This window comes from Psychrobacter sp. UBA3480, assembly GCF_002377945.1.
Taxonomy (GTDB): Bacteria; Pseudomonadota; Gammaproteobacteria; order Pseudomonadales; family Moraxellaceae; genus Psychrobacter.
This window is the reverse complement of the sequence record NZ_DFQV01000020.1, coordinates 451,593-469,171: the sequence shown is the minus strand read 5'-3', so window position 1 is coordinate 469,171 and position 17,579 is coordinate 451,593. Positions and strand designations below refer to the sequence as shown.

Below are 17,579 nucleotides of genomic sequence, written 5' to 3'. Positions count from 1 at the left end.
ATAATTCGGTTTGACGTTGACATGAAAAAAGCAGCACGTTTTAAGCGAGCTGCTTTTTTATTTTACTGTCAGAAAATAGCTAAGGCGTCATTAGCTCCTTCTTACTTAGTCTCGTTAAATAACTCACGACCGACTAGCATACGGCGAATTTCACTGGTACCTGCGCCAATCTCATACAGCTTGGCATCGCGCCAGTAGCGACCAAGTGGATATTCATTGGTATAGCCATTACCGCCAAATATTTGAATGCCCTCGCCTGCCATCCATGTGGCTTTTTCGGCACACCATAGAATCACACTGGCGCAATCTTTACGCACTTCTCGACTATGACCAGCACCGCGCGCGTCCAACATATCGAGGTTTTTACCAACGGTGTATAAGAAGCTACGACCTGCTTGCAGTATGGTATACATGTCCGCAACTTTACCTTGAATAAGCTGGAACTCACCGATCGCTTGACCAAACTGTTTACGGTCGTGAATATAAGGCACCACATTGTCCATCACCGCTTGCATGATACCGATAGGACCTGCAGCCAATACAGCGCGCTCGTAATCTAGACCACTCATCAGTACCTTAACGCCCTCATTTAGACTGCCCAAGATATTTTCGCTTGGTACTTTTACATTATTAAAAGTCATCTCGCCAGTATGACTACCACGCATGCCGAGCTTGTCTAGCTTTTGTGCGGTACCAAAGCCTTCCATACCTTTTTCAACAATAAAGGCCGTCATGCCTTTTGCACCTAATTCAGGATTGGTCTTAGCATAGACCACCATCACGTCCGCATCAGGGCCATTGGTAATCCACATCTTGCTACCGTTCAACACATAGCTGCCGTCTTTTTCTTCTGCTTTTAGTTTCATACTAACCACGTCTGAGCCAGCGCCTGTCTCACTCATTGCCAATGCACCGATGAATTCACCGCTGATTAGTTTTGGCAGATATTTCTGCTTTTGTGCCTCAGAGCCGTTACGTTTGATTTGGTTGATACACAGATTAGAGTGTGCGCCATAACTCAGTGCTACCGATGCCGAAGCTCGGCTAATCTCTTCCATCGCGACCATATGGGCGACGTAGCCCATATTAGAGCCACCGTACTCTTCAGGAACAGTAATACCATGTAGACCGAGGTCACCCATCTTCTGCCATAAATCCATTGGGAATTCATCGCTGCTATCAATCTCAGCAGCACGTGGAGCGATCTCGTTTGCCGCAAACTGCTGTACGACATCACGTAGCGCGTCAATATCTTCGCCAAGTTGAAAATTTAATCCAGGTAAACTCATAACCATTCCTTATATTTTAATATTTAATTTTCGAATTTTAATCCGTTTTTTAAAGCCAATATAACTGTATTTTTGCTACCGTTTTTAATGTCATAGTCAACTCAATGTGAAACTGTGACAAGGCAACCGAGTGTAGATGTATATCGAATACTTCAAACGAGGTTAACGCTGTCATACCTTCACAGTGCATTGACTATACTATTTAAGACTGACGTTTATTGATGGCGTTTATTAATGATGGCACGTGCTACGTTTGAGCCATTCGGACGCTTTAAGAACGCACTGATACGTTCGCCTGCCACGACCAACTTATCCAAATCGATGCCTGTGCTGATACCCATACCATGCAACATATACACCACATCTTCAGTCGCGACATTGCCCGTTGCGCCTTTGGCATAAGGACAACCGCCCAAGCCAGCGACGGAGGTATCAAACTCACTGACACCCATTTGTAGTGCGACTAGCGTATTGCTCAATGCTTGACCATAAGTATCATGAAAATGACCCGATAGCATAGAGATATCGGCATACTCAAGTGCTGCCTGCAAGGCTCGTTGTACTTTGAGCGGTGTACCCACACCGATCGTATCGGCAATGCCAATCTGCTCTGAACCGATCTCAATCAAACGCTTGGTGACATACGCTACTTGGCTAGGGTCAATCTCGCCTTCATAGGGACAACCTACGGTGCAAGAAATCACGCCACGTACCTTGATGCCTTGCGCTTTTGCTGCCGCAGCCACTGGTGCAAAACGCTCGATACTCTCATCGATACTACAATTGATGTTTTTTTGACTAAAGGTTTCACTCGCTGAGCCAAAGATAACGATTTCATCAGGACGATATGCGATGGCATTCTCAAAGCCGCGCATATTAGGTACTAATACTGAGTAGCAAATGTCTGTCTGCCGCGTAGGCGCGAGTGCGTCAAGCAACTCGCTGTTATCACCCATTTGTGGTACCCACTTTGGCGAAACAAAACTGGTCGCTTCCAATTTTTTGACACCCGCCGCAATTAAATCATTAATGAGCGTTTGCTTAACTTCAGTCGGTACCGTCATGGATTCGTTTTGTAGTCCATCACGTGGACTGACATCAACGATGGTGACCTGTTCAGGGTACGAATGCTCTGGATACAAATGGCTCATACTTGTCGTCCTATTTGTTATTTGCCCTTTTATGAGGCTTTTTTATTAGGCTTCGTCAGCTATGCGCTCTCACTATCGATGCGCAGTAGCTCATCGCCATCAGCGACCAAGTCACCTGCTGCAAATAATAGCTCTGCTACCACACCATCTGTCGGTGCGGTAATCGTATGTTCGATTTTCATGGCTTCGATGACGGCAAGTGGTTCGCCTTTTTTCACAGTATCACCAACAGCTACTTTGAATGCAACCACTTGTCCTGGCATTGGTGACTTCAAACTGCCAACCGCTGCTGTGTCTTCACCCACATGTGCCATGATATCAATAAGCGTAATTTCATCACGTCCGCTATCTGTGAACACATAGACCGTCTCGTTATTCACCCAGCTTTGGGCATTGATACGTGCACCCTCTAACCATAAGGTATGATTGTGCGCGTCACTGCTGTCATAGCTGATCTGACCTTCATAAACCGTTTCGGTCTGAGCCGCTACATTGATATTGCTATCATCCTGCGTATTCGCGATTTCTTTACCAATGACAAGCGTAAAGCTACTGAGATTATCGCCGCCTTTTTTGCTATCAGCACAACTCGCATTATGCCAATTACTGATGCGAGCGCTGTAGGCTTGCTCATCATAAACCAAGCTAAATGAACGAGTATAATCGCTATAAGCACGGAAACCCGTCGGCTTGTTGAATGGATCTGAACCCTGCATGGTCGCTTCACTCGCAAGCTGCTGCGTAATAGCTGTCACCACAAGCGTCGATAATCCAAGCGGATGCTGATCAAAAAGCTTATCCTGCTCGCGCTCTATCAATGCCGTATCGAGATTGGCTTTGCTAAATGAATCGGTATTTAAAATATAACGCAAAAATGCCACGTTATTTGGTAGACCGACGATACGCGTCTGCGCTAATGCACGATCTAGTCTCGCCAACGCTTGCTCGCGCGTAGGAGCATGGACGATAAGCTTGGCAATCATGGAGTCGTAAAAAGGACTGATCACATCACCCTCACGTACGCCATCATCGATACGCACATCGGTAATGTTAAAGGTACTATGCTCAGGCTTTTGATAAGTGAATAAAGTTCCTGTCGCTGGCAAGAAGTTGTTGTCAGGGTTTTCAGCACAGATACGCGCCTCAATTGCATGACCGTTGATAGCCAAATCATCTTGTGTTTTTGGCAATGACTGACCCGCAGCGACCAATAGCTGCCACTCGACCAAATCCACACCCGTGATGGCTTCACTGACTGGATGCTCAACTTGCAAGCGCGTGTTCATTTCCATGAAATAAAAATTCATAGAGTCTTCACGCTGCTCAACGATGAATTCAACCGTACCTGCACCAACGTAATCGACCGCACGTGCAGCTTCGATTGCCGCTGTGCCCATCGCTTCACGCATGGCAGTATCGACACCGGGCGCTGGCGCTTCTTCTAGTACTTTTTGATGGCGACGCTGTACTGAGCAATCACGCTCAAACAGATGCACATAATTACCGTGCGTATCGCCAAATATTTGGATTTCGATATGACGTGGTTTTAGCGCATACTTTTCGACCAATACTTGATCATTGCCAAAACTGGTAATCGCTTCTCGGCGACACGAATCTAACAAGTCAATAAAATCGCTGCTTTGCTCCACGATACGCATGCCTTTACCGCCGCCACCTGCACTCGCTTTAATCAAGACAGGATAGCCAATACTATCGGCCTGCTGTTGCAAAAACTTTGCATCTTGGTTATCACCATGATAGCCCGGTATCAGTGGCACGCCAGCCGATTCCATCAAGCGCTTAGACTCAGACTTGCCGCCCATAGCACGGATAGCATCCGCCGATGGACCGATAAATACTAGACCAGCATCTTGGCAAGCCTGTGCAAAGTCTGCATTTTCGCTCAAAAACCCATATCCTGGATGGATTGCTTGGGCGCCCGTCTGCTTAGCGATAGCAATAATAGCATCGCCTTTTAGATAACTGTCTTTTGGTGCCGAACCGCCTAAATAGATAGCTTCATCACAGACAGCCACATGCTTGGCCTCACGATCCGCATCAGAATAAACAGCAACGGTACTGACGCCAAGACGCTTAGCAGTCGCAGCCACTCGGCAAGCAATTTCACCACGGTTGGCGATTAGAATTTTAGAAAACATAACTATCCCTGTGTCTTGTCGTTATTATTTGACGTCTTGTCTATTTACCCATTTGCCTATCATTGTTCTGCTACTAGTTAGTCTGCTGTCAGCCAATCAGGTTTACGCTTTTGTAAAAACGCTTGCACACCTTCGCGGCCTTGCTCTGATGAGCGGATATCAGCGATACCTTTGACCGTGTCAGCAATCAGCTCATCTGTAATAGGTGCACCAGCGATATCATGTAATAGCTGTTTGCAGGTTTTTACCGCGTCAGGGCTATTTTTGACGATTTTGTTGCAAAGCGTGGCTACCTCATCGGCCAGCCACTCTTCGCTGACTCGCTCATGGATAAAACCAAGCTGCCGCGCTTTTTTAGCATCAAATACCTCAGCACTTAAGAAATAACGCTGCGACGCTCTAGCACCTAGCGCTCGGATAACATAAGGACTAATAGTGGCAGGTGCTAAGCCTAACCGCACTTCGCTCAGGCAAAAATTAGCAATCTTAACGGCGATAGCCACATCGCAAACAGCAACTAAACCCATGCCACCTGCATAAACATCACCTTGAATAGCCGCAACTGTCGGCTTAGGACATTCATAAATAGTCTTAAGCATTTGCGCCAATTTATCAGCATCGGCTAGATTCTCTTCATAGCTATAATCCGCCATGGCACGCATCCAATTTAAATCAGCACCCGCACAGAATGCCTTGCCAGCAGCGGCTAGCACAATGACACGTACCTCATCATCAGCGCCAAGCGTATTGAACGCATCGGTTAGCTCAGCAATCATTTCATCATTAAAAGCATTACGTATCTCAGGACGGTTCAACGTCACCGTCGCCACGTGCTGCTCGACATTAACCAGTAGGCTTTTATAATTTTTATCACTGTCTTTTTGCATAACTTTCTCTATATTTTTTATGTAAATACTTAGATAAACTCTTGGTCAATCCATAATAATATTAATACAAGGAAACCAAGTACAAAGACTAAGCGTAGATGTACAAATCGTATTTCAAATGAAGTTAACGCAGTATTCGCTTATTATGGGGAGATCTTAGAACGCTTACATTCTAAAAACACCAAACGTCGTCTCTTCAATTGGCGCGTTATATGCCGCGCTTAGTCCTAAAGCCAATACATGACGGGTATCAGCAGGATCAATTACGCCATCATCCCACATGCGTGCAGTAGCATAGTACGGATGACCTTGCTCTTCGTACATTTCACGAATCGGTGCTTTAAATGCGGCTTCGTCTTCATCACTCCATGCTTCGCCTTTGCGATCAAAGTTATCACGCTTGACCGTTGCCAGTACTGACGCTGCTTGCTCACCGCCCATGACAGAGATACGCGCATTTGGCCACATCCATAAGAAACGAGGGCTGTAAGCGCGGCCACACATACCGTAGTTACCAGCGCCGAACGAACCACCAACGATGACCGTGAATTTTGGTACTTTGGCATTGGCCACAGCCATTACCATTTTGGCGCCATGACGAGCGATCCCTTCGTTCTCGTATTTACGTCCCACCATAAAGCCAGTAATGTTCTGCAGGAATACTAATGGGATTTTGCGTTTACAGCACAGCTCAATGAAGTGCGTGCCTTTTTGCGCTGACTCACTGAATAAGATACCGTTATTGGCAATAATACCAACAGGCATCCCTTCGATATGAGCAAATCCGCACACTAGCGTCGTACCAAAACGCGATTTAAACTCATCAAAGGCACTGTCATCAACGATACGCGCGATGATTTCTCTGATATCAAACGGCTTGCGCTTGTCCGTTGGAATCACACCATAGAGTTCTTTGGCATCGTAACGTGGCGGACGCGGTGTGATTTGATTAGGAATATTTTTTGCAGGGCGATTTAGGTGACTGACGATATTACGGGCAATCGATAACGCGTGGGTATCATTCTGCGCTAGATGATCGACTACACCTGACAGTCGGGTATGTACATCGCCACCACCCAAGTCTTCTGCCGTGACCTCTTCACCAGTTGCTGCTTTGACTAGTGGCGGACCACCCAAAAAGATCGTACCTTGCTCTTTGACGATAATAGACTCATCGCTCATGGCAGGCACATACGCACCGCCAGCCGTACAGCTGCCCATGACCACAGCAATCTGCGGAATACCTGCCGCACTGAGATTGGCTTGATTAAAAAAGATACGGCCGAAATGCTCTTTATCAGGGAATACATCATCTTGGTTCGGTAAATTAGCCCCACCTGAATCAACCAGATACACACATGGCAGATGATTTTCTTGCGCAATTTCTTGGGCACGTAGGTGCTTTTTGACCGTCATTGGGTAGTACGTGCCGCCTTTTACCGTGGCATCGTTACAGACAATCATACATTCAATCCCATTGATACGGCCGATACCCGCAATCACACCAGCCGCTGGAATCTCTTCGCCATACATATCATGTGCAGCCATCGGTGCCACTTCTAGGAACGGTGTACCTACATCCAATAAACGCTCGACGCGCTCACGTGGTAACAGCTTGCCACGCGCTAAATGCTTGGCTCGTGCGCGCTCTGAGCCACCTTGGGCAACTTTACGCAAGTGTACATACAGGTCATCGACTATCTCTTGCATCGCGGCACTGTTTTGCTGAAAATCGCTTGAGTTTGGACTCAGTTTACTGGTTATGATAGCGCTCATGATATCCCTTTTTTCTTATACATAGATAGATACGTAGATGTGAGTAGCTTTTTATATAAATCATACTAACTGCTATTTTTAAGCGTTGCTCACATATAGTCGATTCAATTTAAAAGTAGTACAAGGCAACCGAGTGCAGATGTATGTGTGATACTTCAAGCGAGGTTAACGCTGTAATACTTTTATAGTGAAATGAATATGGTTAGTCTTTTGTTCTTTAGAGCAGATAAGTAAGCTTACTACAAACCCAACTCTTCTTTCATTTGCTCAATGATTTTATATTTTTGAATTTTGCCAGTGATAGTCATTGGATATTCAGTCACAAATCGATAGTAAGTCGGCACTTTATAATGAGCGATATGCTCACTACAGAACTCGCGTACTTCTTGTTCAGTCAAGCAGCCAGGTTCTTTCGGAATAATCCACGCTGCCAGCACTTCACCATAACGCTCATCTGGTATACCTACGATTTGTACATCACGAATCTTTGGATGACGATAAAGATAATTTTCAATTTCTACTGGATAGATATTTTCGCCGCCGCGAATCACCATGTCTTTACTACGACCGACGATTTTGACGTAGCCATCTTCATCCATTGTGGCCAAGTCACCCGTATGCATCCACCCATCTTGGATAGCCTCACGCGTTTTAAAGCGGCTGCCCCAGTAGCCTTTCATCACTGAATAGCCACGCGTAAGCAACTCACCTGTCTCACCCAGCGGGACAATTTCACCTGTTTCTGTATCGACGACTTTGACCTCAAGCGCAGGCTGTACCAGTCCTACCGTCGAGACTTGTTTATCAAGTGGCGTGTGCTCATTGGTCTGGCAAGATACAGGACTGGTCTCCGTCATACCATAGGCAATAGTGACTTCGCTCATATGCATCTTATCGATGACACGGCGCATAACCTCAATCGGACAGCTAGAGCCAGCCATGATGCCCGTGCGCAAGGTAGACAAATCAAAGTTTTCAAATTCAGGATGGTCAAGCTCTGCGATAAACATCGTTGGCACGCCGTGCAGACCTGTACACTTTTCTTCTTCGACTGCCTGCAATACGGTCAATGGCTCAAAGCCATCGTTTGGATATACGATGCAACCGCCATGCGTGAGAATCGCTAGATTACCAAGCACCATACCAAAACAATGATACAAAGGTACTGGAATACACAACCTATCCTCTTCAGTAAGATTCATGGCCTCACCGATGAAGTAGCCGTTGTTAAGGATGTTACGATGGCTTAAGGTAGCGCCTTTTGGTGTACCAGTCGTACCACTTGTAAACTGTACATTGATGGCATCAGTGTTCTTAAGCTGCGCCTGACGCTCGGCAACACGCGGATCGTTGGCATCGCCCTCGCTCATCCATGCAGAGAATTTTTGCATGAAACCAAAGGTCTCGTCCGACTCTGGCTCATCAATCCAGATGATGCGCTCAATCGTCGGAATCTCAACCAAATCAAGCTGAGTGTAATCTTTGTGGTAAATCTCAGGACATAGCTCACGGATTAAACTGGCATAGTCACTCGTTTTGAAATGACGCATAAGTACCAGCGCTGAGCAGCCCAGTTTATTTAAGGCATATTGCAACTCAAAAGTACGGTAGGCAGGATTGATATTAACGAGGATAACGCCGACTTTTGCTGTAGCCAATTGCATGAGCAACCACTCAGCATTGTTATGTGACCATATACCAATACGATCGCCAATCTCTAGTCCCATCTCAATCATGCTACTGGCTAGCTGATTCACTTGCTGCTGTAGCTCACGATATGTCCAGCGGATATTTTGATGGCGGACGACCAGTGCTTCGCGCTCAGGATATTTGGAGACAATAGCATCAAAAAAGTCACCGATTGTCGCTTCAATCAGCGGTACATCAGGACCTTTGTCATAGCTTTGCGTAAGTGGTGCATTGGCTGAGCGTGCGCCCATATTGATACTAGGAATGTTGTTTAAAATAGTGTCGAAGTCAACGCGAGTCGAATCGAAATCAGGAGTTTGAGTCATAACGAGTCCTTTCGTTTTACTTTTTATATTATTTATAAATAGCACTTATTGATAGCCTGCGTGCAAACCTTCTTCCTTGGGCAGGTCTTACATAGCATTCAGCTACTATAACGCCATCAATGAAAGCCTGTCAACAATATCAATACAGTATGTATCATTTAATTAGACAGTCTGCCTTTCTACTTAGTAAAAGATAGCATAGAATCATGGCAAATATTTGACACAAAAAAGCCAGCCACATCATAAATAATGGGCTGGCTCAATCATCGATACTGTCTTTTAACTGAATCTTATTGAAAGGAATCTAATAAAGGACATTACTTATAAATGATGTGCTTTCATTAGTTTTTCAAAAGACGGTATTGCAATCATTATGCCTTAGGAACTGCAGGCGCTTTAATCGTTACTGTTGCGCTAACGGCTTCATTATCATCGATCAAATCCATGACTAGCTCATCATCACTCTCAGTCTTTACTTGCCAATTACCCGCTGCTTGCGGTACGCCCGTCACCATCACAGAGATGGCTTTGTTCTTAAGGCGAATCATTGGCGGCTTATGATTATAGCCACTATGGTCGTGACCTAAGATATCATCAGCGATAGTCGCAGCCTGCGCGCGTAATGGCGCAACATAACGACAAGCAACCCCATTGATAGACATACAGTCACCGATGGCATAGATATTCGCTGCATTGGTACGCAACGTCGTTGCATCCACCACGATACCCGTACGGCGATCGAATTCTACACCAGCCGCAGCAGGTAATTGCTCATCGACTGTCAGACCTGTACTGGCAATCACATGATCTACCATTAGTGGTTCGAGCGGCTGAGTATCAGTATTGTCTGCATCCGTTGATAACGGGGCATAGTCTACTTGTAGTTTCTCGCCATCTTCGCTGTCATCGTTATTAACACGAGTGACAGCTGATACTTGATAACCACCTAAGAATTGAATACCCTGCGATTCGATTGCTTTGGCGATACGTGCGGTCGCTTTGGCTGGTAGCATCTGTGAAAGCGGTGCATCATTTAAATCAATAAGCGTTACTTTATGACCAGCTTTAAGTAGGTCTTCTGCGATTTCTGTACCCACCATACCAGCACCGACGATCGCAACGTGCTGGCTACCTGCTGCTAGCTTTTCTTGTAGCTGACTAAAACGCTCAATGTGATTGACATGCCAGACCAAATCTTGCGGCAGACTTTTAGGGAAGATAGGATGCGCGCCCATCGCTAATACCATTTTCTCATAGCCGATAGTCGTCAGTGTGTCATCTGACTGTGCAGTAGAGCGCACCTGTACAGTTTGGCTCACTGGATCGATATCTGTCACTTGCGTATTGGCTAGCAACGTCACTTCTGCTGTCTTAGCCGCTTCGCTACCAGATGCCCGTACTAAGTCTGATGCTCGTTTGTTTTGGCTGATTGCCATCGTCAACATCGGCTTATGATAACGGTCGCCACTATCAGCCGTGATTAATGTGATTGGAATCTCTGTGTCTTTGGCACGAATGGCATCAATGACATGCCAGCCTGCCAGTCCTGCACCAATAACAACGACACCTTTTTTTGCTGCTGTGCTCGTTGCTACAGATAGATTTTCTACGCTCATATAAACTCCAATATGGTTTATGAATTATTTTAATTATCAAAAATATTGACCGCTATTGTAACAGTAAACAGCCATTCACTCACCTATCTAGCAATTCACTTAATCAATATCGAACTCCATGCGATGTGCTGTTGCACGCATGGTTTCACTATCTATTAATTTTTCTATACAGTATAGACTTGCATGGATGCCTGCACTTATTCCCGCTGATGTAACGATATTACAAGTATCATCACTAGCATCTACAAAACGCGTATGCGAGATCACATCGATATCAGGATAGGATGCTAAATTATCCAAATCCATCCAGTGCGTAGTTGCTGACTTACCAGCTAGCAAACCTGCCTTAGCCAATAGCAATGCTCCCGTACACACTGAAAGCGTCAGCTCTGCCAAACTTGCTTGAGTGATAATCCAATCAATTACTACCTTATTATATATTTCTGTTTTTTCGGCACCGTAACCACCAGGGACGATTAAGACATCAATGTCTGGATGATTGATAAAACTATAGTCAGGAATGACTTGTAGACCGTTCCTAGCGGATATCGTTGCTTGGTTCTCGGCAATAGTGATAACGTCAAAGTGCTTATCATCACTAGAACTGGCAGCATTTTCACCCAACGAAAACACCTCAAAAGGTCCTGCAAAATCCAATACTTCTACTTCATTGAACAGTAGTATGCCGACGGTTCGTTTTAGCGTCATATTCAATCCTAATTCAGTTGATAGCGTTAAATTAAATTAAGTTTATCTATATTACGATTATTATCTTTTTAAATTTATTTGATTAATCAGATGTGCCATTTCATCTGCCTTTACCGTTTGCGATTTCTCTAACCCTGTGACTATTCCCGCTCTATTTTCAGCGGCTTTATAGTCTCAAAGCTATCTTATTTAAATTCCTTATGTGTAAAAATCATAGGCTCTAAATCGTTTTTCAAATAGCTATACAAAAAAGGCTAAATATAAAGCGCCCTATTAAAGATAGCGTTTAACTGTCTTTAATAGGGCGCTTTACATAATTATTAGCCGTGGAAAGAAAAGTAAGCTTTAGAACATGTCTTCATACTAGAAACACTGCTATAAACAATCGTAAATCAAAGTGTCTTTAATGATTCAAAATCTTTGATAAGAACATCTGCGCACGGTCACTTTTTGCCCCTTCAAAAAACTCATCCTTACTACAGTTTTCTACGATATGCCCTTCATCCATAAAAATAATACGATTGGCTACCTGACTGGCAAAGCCCATCTCATGCGTCACGCACATCATGGTCATACCATCACGAGTCAGCTCGACCATTACGTCTAGCACCTCTTGAATCATCTCAGGATCAAGCGCGGAGGTTGGCTCATCAAATAGCATTGCGACTGGATCCATGGCTAACGCTCGTGCAATCGCAACACGCTGCTGCTGACCACCAGAGAGTTCTGCTGGATATTTCGCCGCTTGTACTGTCAGACCAACACGGTCGAGATAGGCCATCGCTTTTTGTTTGGCCTCAGACTCTTTACGGCCCAACACTTTGATTTGTGCCACGGTCAAATTATCAATAATAGTCAAATGTGGAAACAATTCAAAATGCTGAAACACCATGCCGACACGGCTACGTAATTTGGGCAAGTTGGTCTTTGGATCACCGACAGAGATACCATTGACCATGATGTCACCTTTTTGAAAAGGCTCAAGTCCATTAACTGTCTTAATCAAAGTTGATTTACCACTGCCCGATGGACCACAAACAACAACGACATCACCTTTATGTACATGCGCTGTACAGTCAGTCAGTACTTGAAAATCTCCATACCATTTACTGACATTAGATATCTCAATGACCATCTCATCACTAGCATGACCACTATTGGTAACCAGCCCGCCAAAGGCATTTAAGTACGTATCAGCATTGCTCATCACTGGCTCCTAACCACATTATTTTCGATAATCATTATTTAAAAAAGGTAAATCAAACGCTCAATCCAAGCTCTCAACACTCAAAAGAGCAAGCGATAAGCGTATCAAAATAACTATATTAAAACCGCAAACGCTTTTGTAATTGTTGCACACCAATAGAAGCACTTAAGCTAATCACAAAATAGACAGCACCAGCACCTAGGATATACGGCGTGAGTAAGCCCATTAGCTCACCGCGCACGTAGGCTGCGCGGAAAAAGTCGGTCAAACCAATCGCAAATACCAATGTCGTATCTTGGAATAAAATAATACATTGCTGCAAAATCAGTGGCAGCATCTTACGAAAGGCTTGTGGCAAGATGACCAGACGCATGGTCTGCCCATAAGTCATGCCGAGCGCTTTTGCCGCATTGACCTGCCCGCTACCAATCGATTGAATACCAGCACGCACTACTTCTGAGAAATAAGCCGCCTCAAACATCATAAATGCGACCACACAAGAGGCAAACGCAGCATCGAGTTGCAGGTACTTACCCGCTACCCAAAGATAAATCATCGGTACGGCAAAATAAAACCATAGCAGTACCAATAGCAGCGGCACGGAGCGAAAGTAGTTGACGTATAGTTTAGCTGGAATCTCAAGTGCTTTAATACCTGACAAGCGCATCAATGCCAGTACAGTTCCTAAACTGATACCGCCCAAAATAGCCAAGAACAATACTTTTAAAGTGGTAAGCATGCCACCCATCAAACCAGGATAGGCTGTTGCCAATTCGGCCATATTCATTTCTGACCTCCCGCAATAAGCCCAGGCACACGCAATTTACGTTCAATCAACCCCATAATAGCGATCAAGGATAAATTGAAAACCAAATAAATAATCGTCGCGTAAGTATATATCTCGATACTATTTTGAGTATATTCACTGATGGTTTTGGTTTGGCTAATCAGCTCCATTACCCCCACTAGCGAGGCCACAGAGGCGTTTTTGAAACAGTTGGTTAGCTCAGAGCTGAGCGGTGGCAAGATAATACGAAATGCTTGCGGTAGCAGCACTTCTTTATAGACTTGTGGAATGCTAAACCCTAATGCATAGGCCGCATTAATCTGTCCATCTGGTAATGACTCAATACCTGTCCGTACCTGTTCAACAATACGAGCAGCGGTAAATAGGCCAAGACCAATACTGGCTGACAACATGGCTGAGGTATTCGGAGATAAGTCCTTATACCACCATTCTTGTATCGTCGGCGTGAGCCAGCCAGGCGCAATATAAAACCAAAAGAACAGTTGAACAAGCAATGGAATATTACGAAAAAATGTCACATAAGCCGTACCGATTGCACGAGCGGTCTTGTTGGGCAAGGTACGCATGATACCGAAGATAGTACCGACGACCATCGCAATGGCCCAAGCGATACTGCCAATCAATAGCAGCCAGCCAAGACCAGTGATCATCCAATGGATATAGAGCTCGTTGCCAATACCAGTCTGCTCAAAGAGCACACCCCAGTTCCAGCTATAATTCATGGTTGTCTCTCCGAGCAACGATTGATAAGCCTATACGTCAAATAAAATTACTGGCTATCTGAACGTATAGGCAAGCTATGTTGAGGGACAATGAGCGTTACTGCGCTGCTGCTTCTTTAGGCTGAGCGCTGTCATGCGGATTGGCAATCAAGGCCTTTAAGTTGTCTGACATCTCAAAGTTTAGATTGACGTTCTTTGGTGGGATTGGGTTCAAGAACCACTTGTCATAAATGCTATTGATTTCGCCTGAGCTAAAGACATTAGCAAGTGCTTCATCGACCACAGCTTTGAATTCAGGATCATCTTTACGCATCATACAACCATAGATTTCAAACGATTGCGGCGTACCGACGATGACCCACTCATCAGGATTTTTTGCTTTGGCTTTTTCGCCTGCAAGCAATACATCATCCATCATAAAGGCATCAGCGCGACCATTCTCTAGCATTAGGAAGCCTTCGCCATGATCTTTTGCTGAGATGATATTGGTATCCATCTTATTATCATCGTTGTACTGACGGATATAACGCTCTGAAGTCGTTCCTGCTGTCGTTACTAAGGTTTTGCCTTTTAGGTCTTCAAAATCTTGAATACCAGAGTCTTTTTTGGTCAACAGACGCGTACCAATTTCAAAAAAGCCATTAGAGAATGCGACTTGCTTTTGACGTTCTTCGTTATTGGTGGTTGAGCCACACTCAAAATCTACCGTGCCGTTTTGTACCAATGGGATACGAGTCTGCGAAGTGATTAGGTTATAGCGAACGTTAAGGTCTGGCATGTTTAGCTTTTGCTTAACGGCTTCAACCACTTTCATTTCCAAGTCGTGAGCATAGCCAATCGGTTGGTTAGGATCATCAGCGATATAAGAGAAAGGAATAGAGGAATCACGGTGACCGACGACAATAGTGCCAGAGTCTTTGATTTTCTGTAGCGTACCGTTGGTGGTGGTTTCTGTCGTCGCTGCATCATCTGCTGGCGCATCAGTGCTGGTCTGGCTGCTGTTATTACATCCCGCTAAGCCTAATGCCATAACAGCAGCTAAAGTCAACGGTTTGGAAAATGAGTATGTCATGAAATACATCCTTTTATCGCAAGATTGAGTGAGTGCTTGGACGACATAGGTCTGATTGACCCGACTGCCCCGCATCCGTACGGTTGTTGCTGTTGTTTATCACAATGCAACTTAATGTTACTGTACAACAAATTTGCAGTAGAGGGTGATTTTTTTTTGAGAGAGTACATATTTATGAATATATTTATATCCTGGCTATAAAATGTTGGCTTATAGCGGCTATCTACTCAGAACTTTGTACAAACAGCTGCTTGGTTGTTTAAGCTCGTTATTAACCTTTGCTGCTTATAATCGTCAAAACAGTCTACTAAGTGAGATTGATAAATCGGCAGTAATCCCCATAAAGCAAACAACTTCTCTATACTACAAATGACTTATGACTCAAGATATCCAAGTCCCAAATACGGACAGCCAAACTACTGGCAACCATGGCAGCAACGACATTCGCCAACGTTTCTTTGTTGAAGACTCTCCAGTGCGCGGTGATGTGGTACGCCTATCACGCAGCTATGCGAGCACCATTGCACAAAAGCCCTACCCCGAAGCCATCAAACGCTTATTAGGTGAGATGCTGACGGCAGCGAGTTTGCTAATCAGCACGGTAAAAATCAACGGCCGCCTGTCTATTCAGTTGCAATCATCAGACAGTGACAGCTTACTAAACTGGGCGATGGCAGAATGCGATCAAGACGGTATCATTCGTGCGCTTGCTAGCTGGAAAGGCGAGACGGATGAGCAAGTACAAGCATGGGACAATATGACCCATGCCAAAGAAGCGTTTGCTGAACTTGGTGCGATGGGACAAGGCGTATTGTTTATCAATATTCAGCCTGATGGCGGTGAGCCATACCAAGGTATCGTTGAGCGTAGCCACGACAATCTAGCGGACTGCTTAGCGCATTATCAAAAGCAATCAGCACAGATTCCAACGTTGATTAACTTAGCATCTGACGGCCTGCAAGCCGGAGGTATCTTGGTACAAATGCTACCGCGTACTGCTGAAGAAACGTCTGAAGTCGAGCAAAATCAAGATGCGGGTATCGACGATGATTTATGGACGCGTTTGTCTGTATTGACGCGTACGGTCAAACCAGAAGAACTAACAACGCTGGACGCTAACGAAATACTCTATCGCTTGTATCATGAAGAAAACATCGTGGCACCTGAGCCTGCGCCTCTATCATTTGGCTGCACTTGCTCACGCGAGAAGTGTGAAATGGCAATCGAGCAAATCGGCGAAGCAGAAGCGTTAGATATTGTCGAAGAGCAAGGTGGTACATTTGAGATGGATTGTGGATTCTGCGGTGAAGTCTATAAATTTAATAAAGATGATGTAGCAGCGATATTTGCTGAGTAAGTTTTCTTACTTGCTATAAATCAGTGTTTATAAAAAAACCCTCAAGTGTGATGCTTGAGGGTTTTTATTTGCAATTTTAAAAATATATAAATGCTTTTACGTTGATATGCCTTTAATTTTGATGCCATTTTTCCATGTAATCGATCGCCATGGTGTTGATTGCCTGCCAGTCAGCTAAATGATTTTTTGAAAACTGAAGTCTTACATAGTTGTTGTACTCAGGATACATGTAATCCATTTGGCACATTCTATCTTGGTCTTCATCAACTGTAGGCATACAGCGAATCATAAAAGGTGAGTTTAGATCAATATTTCCTATATAGTATATAAAGGGATTATCGCCTGACCCAATATATGCTTCTAGTTCATAATTGTCTTTATCCAAATCTCTATTCTCTTCTTGCTTGATACTATCTATTCTAGTCGGTATATCAGCACCTTCAATTTTTGAATTTCTAGCTGCCCAGTAAAACTCTATAATATTATTGTCATAATCAAAGACATTTGGATTTTTATCACTATTATTAAGGCCACGACCGCTAGGCCAAAAGAAATAACCATGACCCATATCCGTCTCAAAACTGGCATAACTACCAGTATCTGGTCTGACAATATGGTTTAAGGGAATGAGATAATTGTCACCATCTACATTTACTTCAATTTGAGCGTTAGGGTCGTATATATTTGGCTTTGCACAACTAATGACTATGAGTGCGCCGCCTAATAGCAAAGACAAATTTCTCAGTAGCCCTTTCTTAAATGATAAGAACGTCATTGCGCAGTACACATAGCGTAGGTAACTCGAAATGATA

14 protein-coding genes are annotated in these 17,579 nt (G+C 44.4%); 1 reads left to right on the top strand and 13 read right to left on the bottom strand.

Annotated features, from left to right (window positions below; translation table 11 throughout):
• Positions 1-101: 101 nt before the first annotated feature.
• From B2863_RS09265 to B2863_RS09210, 12 genes are all read right to left on the bottom strand, one after another.
• On the bottom strand, positions 102-1,289 hold the full coding sequence (locus B2863_RS09265; protein ID WP_296209616.1) for an isovaleryl-CoA dehydrogenase: 1,188 nt from the start codon (positions 1,287-1,289) through the stop codon (positions 102-104).
• 215 nt (positions 1,290-1,504) lie between these two features.
• A complete protein-coding gene (locus B2863_RS09260; protein ID WP_296209613.1) occupies positions 1,505-2,440 on the bottom strand; it encodes a hydroxymethylglutaryl-CoA lyase in 936 nt (311 codons plus the stop codon).
• 59 nt (positions 2,441-2,499) lie between these two features.
• On the bottom strand, positions 2,500-4,599 hold the full coding sequence (locus B2863_RS09255) for an acetyl/propionyl/methylcrotonyl-CoA carboxylase subunit alpha (RefSeq protein ID WP_296209610.1): 2,100 nt from the start codon (positions 4,597-4,599) through the stop codon (positions 2,500-2,502).
• A gap of 77 nt (positions 4,600-4,676) precedes the next feature.
• Positions 4,677-5,486 (bottom strand): enoyl-CoA hydratase/isomerase family protein, encoded by an 810-nt coding sequence (locus B2863_RS09250; protein ID WP_296209607.1) that lies wholly within the window; start codon positions 5,484-5,486, stop codon positions 4,677-4,679.
• 165 nt (positions 5,487-5,651) lie between these two features.
• Positions 5,652-7,262 (bottom strand): carboxyl transferase domain-containing protein, encoded by a 1,611-nt coding sequence (locus B2863_RS09245; protein ID WP_296209604.1) that lies wholly within the window; start codon positions 7,260-7,262, stop codon positions 5,652-5,654.
• Positions 7,263-7,501: 239 nt separating this feature from the next.
• A complete protein-coding gene (locus B2863_RS09240; RefSeq protein ID WP_102078301.1) occupies positions 7,502-9,277 on the bottom strand; it encodes an AMP-binding protein in 1,776 nt (591 codons plus the stop codon).
• A 371-nt stretch (positions 9,278-9,648) separates the two neighbouring features.
• Entirely contained in the window at positions 9,649-10,893 is a 1,245-nt protein-coding gene (locus B2863_RS09235) for an FAD-dependent oxidoreductase (protein WP_296209601.1), read from the bottom strand.
• Positions 10,894-10,992: 99 nt separating this feature from the next.
• Positions 10,993-11,601, bottom strand: a complete 609-nt coding sequence (locus tag B2863_RS09230; RefSeq protein WP_296209598.1) for a DJ-1/PfpI family protein — start codon at positions 11,599-11,601, stop codon at positions 10,993-10,995.
• Positions 11,602-12,004: 403 nt separating this feature from the next.
• A complete protein-coding gene (locus B2863_RS09225; RefSeq protein WP_057762314.1) occupies positions 12,005-12,736 on the bottom strand; it encodes an amino acid ABC transporter ATP-binding protein in 732 nt (243 codons plus the stop codon).
• 190 nt (positions 12,737-12,926) lie between these two features.
• Entirely contained in the window at positions 12,927-13,595 is a 669-nt protein-coding gene (locus tag B2863_RS09220) for an ABC transporter permease subunit (protein WP_296209595.1), read from the bottom strand.
• Positions 13,592-14,338 (bottom strand): amino acid ABC transporter permease, encoded by a 747-nt coding sequence (locus B2863_RS09215; RefSeq protein WP_057758328.1) that lies wholly within the window; start codon positions 14,336-14,338, stop codon positions 13,592-13,594. The genes B2863_RS09220 and B2863_RS09215 overlap by 4 nt, the downstream gene beginning before the upstream one ends.
• 97 nt (positions 14,339-14,435) lie before the next feature.
• Positions 14,436-15,410 (bottom strand): glutamate/aspartate ABC transporter substrate-binding protein, encoded by a 975-nt coding sequence (locus B2863_RS09210; protein ID WP_180958124.1) that lies wholly within the window; start codon positions 15,408-15,410, stop codon positions 14,436-14,438.
• Positions 15,411-15,786: 376 nt separating this feature from the next.
• Between B2863_RS09210 and B2863_RS09205 the strand changes: the two genes are divergently transcribed.
• On the top strand, positions 15,787-16,767 hold the full coding sequence (locus B2863_RS09205) for an Hsp33 family molecular chaperone HslO (protein ID WP_102094556.1): 981 nt from the start codon (positions 15,787-15,789) through the stop codon (positions 16,765-16,767).
• A gap of 112 nt (positions 16,768-16,879) precedes the next feature.
• Here B2863_RS09205 and B2863_RS09200 read toward each other — a convergent pair whose 3' ends face one another.
• Positions 16,880-17,542 (bottom strand): hypothetical protein, encoded by a 663-nt coding sequence (locus tag B2863_RS09200; RefSeq protein WP_296209586.1) that lies wholly within the window; start codon positions 17,540-17,542, stop codon positions 16,880-16,882.
• Positions 17,543-17,579: the final 37 nt, after the last annotated feature.

Bases quoted from the DNA above. Each gene is read 5' to 3' on its own strand.
- B2863_RS09265 (WP_296209616.1), bottom strand. From the start codon at position 1,289: ATGAGTTTACCTGGATTAAATTTTCAACTTGGCGAAGATATTGACGCG.
- B2863_RS09260 (WP_296209613.1), bottom strand. From the start codon at position 2,440: ATGAGCCATTTGTATCCAGAGCATTCGTACCCTGAACAGGTCACCATC.
- B2863_RS09255 (WP_296209610.1), bottom strand. From the start codon at position 4,599: ATGTTTTCTAAAATTCTAATCGCCAACCGTGGTGAAATTGCTTGCCGA.
- B2863_RS09250 (WP_296209607.1), bottom strand. From the start codon at position 5,486: ATGCAAAAAGACAGTGATAAAAATTATAAAAGCCTACTGGTTAATGTC.
- B2863_RS09245 (WP_296209604.1), bottom strand. From the start codon at position 7,262: ATGAGCGCTATCATAACCAGTAAACTGAGTCCAAACTCAAGCGATTTT.
- B2863_RS09240 (WP_102078301.1), bottom strand. From the start codon at position 9,277: ATGACTCAAACTCCTGATTTCGATTCGACTCGCGTTGACTTCGACACT.
- B2863_RS09235 (WP_296209601.1), bottom strand. From the start codon at position 10,893: ATGAGCGTAGAAAATCTATCTGTAGCAACGAGCACAGCAGCAAAAAAA.
- B2863_RS09230 (WP_296209598.1), bottom strand. From the start codon at position 11,601: ATGACGCTAAAACGAACCGTCGGCATACTACTGTTCAATGAAGTAGAA.
- B2863_RS09225 (WP_057762314.1), bottom strand. From the start codon at position 12,736: ATGGTCATTGAGATATCTAATGTCAGTAAATGGTATGGAGATTTTCAA.
- B2863_RS09220 (WP_296209595.1), bottom strand. From the start codon at position 13,595: ATGAATATGGCCGAATTGGCAACAGCCTATCCTGGTTTGATGGGTGGC.
- B2863_RS09215 (WP_057758328.1), bottom strand. From the start codon at position 14,338: ATGAATTATAGCTGGAACTGGGGTGTGCTCTTTGAGCAGACTGGTATT.
- B2863_RS09210 (WP_180958124.1), bottom strand. From the start codon at position 15,410: ATGACATACTCATTTTCCAAACCGTTGACTTTAGCTGCTGTTATGGCA.
- B2863_RS09205 (WP_102094556.1), top strand. From the start codon at position 15,787: ATGACTCAAGATATCCAAGTCCCAAATACGGACAGCCAAACTACTGGC.
- B2863_RS09200 (WP_296209586.1), bottom strand. From the start codon at position 17,542: ATGACGTTCTTATCATTTAAGAAAGGGCTACTGAGAAATTTGTCTTTG.